The 2,708-nt window shown below is 69.1% G+C and carries 4 protein-coding genes; 2 read left to right on the top strand and 2 right to left on the bottom strand.

Going from position 1 to position 2,708, the window contains the following annotated elements; all coding sequences use genetic code 11:
• Both LI92_RS20870 and LI92_RS24450 read left to right on the top strand, forming a co-directional pair.
• Positions 1-854 (top strand): biotin/lipoyl-containing protein (locus LI92_RS20870; protein WP_046322318.1); only part of this gene is annotated, 854 nt, incomplete at its 5' end.
• A 52-nt stretch (positions 855-906) separates the two neighbouring features.
• A complete protein-coding gene (locus LI92_RS24450; protein ID WP_082109838.1) occupies positions 907-1,305 on the top strand; it encodes a hypothetical protein in 399 nt (132 codons plus the stop codon).
• On the opposite strand, the gene LI92_RS23455 is transcribed toward LI92_RS24450, so the two are convergent.
• Together LI92_RS23455 and LI92_RS20860 are read right to left on the bottom strand one after the other, a co-directional pair.
• Positions 1,216-1,494 carry a hypothetical protein gene (locus LI92_RS23455; protein WP_046322316.1) on the bottom strand — a complete coding sequence of 93 codons (279 nt, stop codon included), beginning with the start codon at positions 1,492-1,494 and terminating at the stop codon, positions 1,216-1,218. The two genes, LI92_RS24450 and LI92_RS23455, sit on opposite strands and share 90 nt — an antisense overlap.
• 47 nt (positions 1,495-1,541) lie before the next feature.
• Positions 1,542-2,528, bottom strand: a complete 987-nt coding sequence (locus LI92_RS20860) for a TIGR03557 family F420-dependent LLM class oxidoreductase (protein WP_046322314.1) — start codon at positions 2,526-2,528, stop codon at positions 1,542-1,544.
• Positions 2,529-2,708: the final 180 nt, after the last annotated feature.

The raw sequence follows: 2,708 nt of genomic DNA, 5'->3' as shown, positions 1-2,708 counted from the left end.
AGATGTGTATAAGAGACAGGTTCCGCATCGCCAACGGCGAGAAACTGGACATCACCGAAGACCCCGAGCCGCGCGGCCACTCGATCGAGTTCCGCATCAACGGCGAGGACGCCGGTCGTGGCTTCCTGCCCGCCCCCGGCCCGGTCACCCGTTTCGACCCGCCGACCGGCCCCGGCATCCGGATGGACTCCGGCGTGGAAACCGGCTCGGTGATCGGCGGCCAGTTCGACTCGATGCTGGCAAAGCTGATCGTCACCGGCGCTAACCGTACCGAGGCCCTGGAGCGCGCCCGGCGCGCCCTGGACGAGTTCCACGTCGAGGGGCTGGCGACCGTCATCCCCTTCGACCGGGTGGTGGTTCGCGACCCGGCGTTCGTCGGCGACGAGAACGGCTTCTCGGTGCACACCCGCTGGATCGAGACCGAGTTCGAGAACACCATCGAGCCCTTCAACGGCGGTGAGCCCCTCGACGAGGACGACGCCCAGCCGCGGCAGAAGGTGGTTGTCGAGGTCGGCGGCCGGCGCGTGGAGGTGTCCCTGCCCGGCGATCTGGCCCTGGGCGGCGGCGGCGGGGCCGGCGGTGCCATTCGCAAGAAGCCCAAGCCGCGCAAGCGTGGCGCGCACGGCGGCGCGGCGGTGTCCGGTGACGCGGTGACCGCCCCCATGCAGGGCACCGTAGTGAAGGTTGCCGTCGAGGAGGGCCAGGAGGTCGCCGCCGGTGACCTGGTCGTGGTTCTCGAGGCGATGAAGATGGAGAACCCGGTCACCGCACACAAGGACGGCACCATCACGGGCCTGTCGGCCGAGGCCGGATCGGCCATCACGCAGGGCACCGTGCTCTGCGAGATCAAGTAAGCGACCTCCACCGTCCGACGGCCGTGCTGAGCGCAAGAGCGAGGAGTCGGGCATAGAGCCGGTCGAGATCAACGCCGGCCCGTGGTATCTGCGGATGCCACGGGCCGACGACCGGGTCGATGATCGCCCGAGTCTGGCCGACCTGGGTGAGACTGATCCGGACTACGTGGCCAAGGCCGCCCTCGGGTGGGCCGGCGAGACGCGCTATCTGTGGGCGGTGTGCGAACCGACGACGGGCGAGCTGCTGGCCGAGGTGACGCTGGATCCGGTCTCGGGCGAAATCAGCCCCCGCCACCGGGCGGGCCACAATGACGCCGCTAAGACCGGGGCACAGGCGGTGTCCCGTTTTGCCGCGGGCGCTTTAGGGATGACGGTGGTGAACGCCGGCGGGGGGGGTTGCCCGGTTTCGAGCGATGTAAAACCAGATCGAGCCGACGATCGCCAGGACTAGCGCCACGATCCCGAAACCCAGGGTCCACTCGCCGCTCTGCTGGGCGGCGGCACACAGCGCGCCCACCAATGCAAACGTGGCCATCAGCAGCACGGCCAGCGCCGGCAGCTCATGGCCATCCTTGAACACCAGACCGGTCCGCGGTCGCGTGGTGCGCCGTCGGTCCATTCCTTCCTCGGTGTCGTCCATGCGACTGTCTGTACCCGAGGCGCGGTCCCCCGAAACCCCGACGGACCCTAGGCCGCGGCGTCGCGCAGCGCCGCCAGCAGCGGTCCGGCAGCCTCCTTGAAGAAGGCCTCCTGGGATTCGCCACCGATCTGGATCAACGCGATGTCGGTGAATCCTGCTTCCCGATAGGCGCCCACGGCCTCGACGATCGCGTCCAGATCCGGACCGCACGGGATCGCCGCCGCGACGTCCTCGGGCGTCACGTAGCGAGTGGCCGCCGCGAACGCCGCCGGGGTGGGCAGTTCCGCGTTGACCGGCCAACCTCCGCCGAACCAGCGAAACTGCTGGTGTGCGCGCCGCACTGCCATGTCGCGGTCGGGATCCCAACACACCGGCAACTGCCCGACGATCCGTCCGCCGGGCAGCCCGGTCCCCTGCCGTGCGGCGTGCCAGGAGTGCACCAGTTGGCGGTCGGGCTGCACCGCGATCAGGTGATCGGCGGCTGCGGCGAACCTCTCGACGCTCTTGGGACCCGACATCGCGACGGCAAGCGCGACCGGAATGTCGGGGAGGTCCCACAACCGCGCCTGGTCGACGTGGAAGTAATCGCCATCGTGGTTGACCGTCTCACCCATGAGCAGTTCGCGGATGATCTTGATCGCTTCGGTGAGCATGGCTTGGCGCCGCGCAAGATTGGGCCAGCCGGGGCCGGTCACGATGTGCTCATTGAGGTTCTCGCCACTGCCCAGACCCAGGGTGAAGCGGCCCTCGGCAAGGATCTGCACCGTGGCCGCCTGCTGGGCCACGACCGCCGGGTGATAGCGCATGGTGGGACAGGTCACGTAGCTGAACAGGTCCAGCTGGGCGGTGGCGTGGGCGACCGCACCCAGCAACGCCCAGGCGTTGGGAGCATGCCCCTGCGCTGCCAGCCAGGGTGAAAAGTGATCGCTGCACACCGCGAAATCGAAGCCGTGTTCCTCGGCCGCAACCGCACAGCGCACCAGTTCGGCGGGGCCGTTCTGCTCGGTCATCAGGGTGTAGCCGAAGCGTGTCATGCTGGCGGGGGTACCCACGGTCCTATCGGCGAAACGGCACCACCGTTTGGTGAGGCGGGTGTGCGGGGTACCCGGGAAGGTGCCCACTGCAGCGATTCACACCCAAGCGAACCTGCCCGTGGCGTGCGGGCCCCTGTCGGCGACGGTGTGCCGGCTGCTGCGCCGGCCGCCCGGGACGTC

Origin of the sequence: Mycobacterium sp. UM_Kg1 (assembly GCF_000972925.1) — a bacterium.
In the GTDB taxonomy this organism is placed as follows: Bacteria; Actinomycetota; Actinomycetes; order Mycobacteriales; family Mycobacteriaceae; genus Mycobacterium; species Mycobacterium hiberniae.
This window is presented reverse-complemented; position numbering and strand designations above follow the sequence as displayed.

Excerpts from the sequence above, each read along its gene's own strand:
- LI92_RS23455 (WP_046322316.1), bottom strand. The coding sequence starts at position 1,494 with ATGGACGACACCGAGGAAGGAATGGACCGACGGCGCACCACGCGACCG.
- LI92_RS20860 (WP_046322314.1), bottom strand. The coding sequence starts at position 2,528 with ATGACACGCTTCGGCTACACCCTGATGACCGAGCAGAACGGCCCCGCC.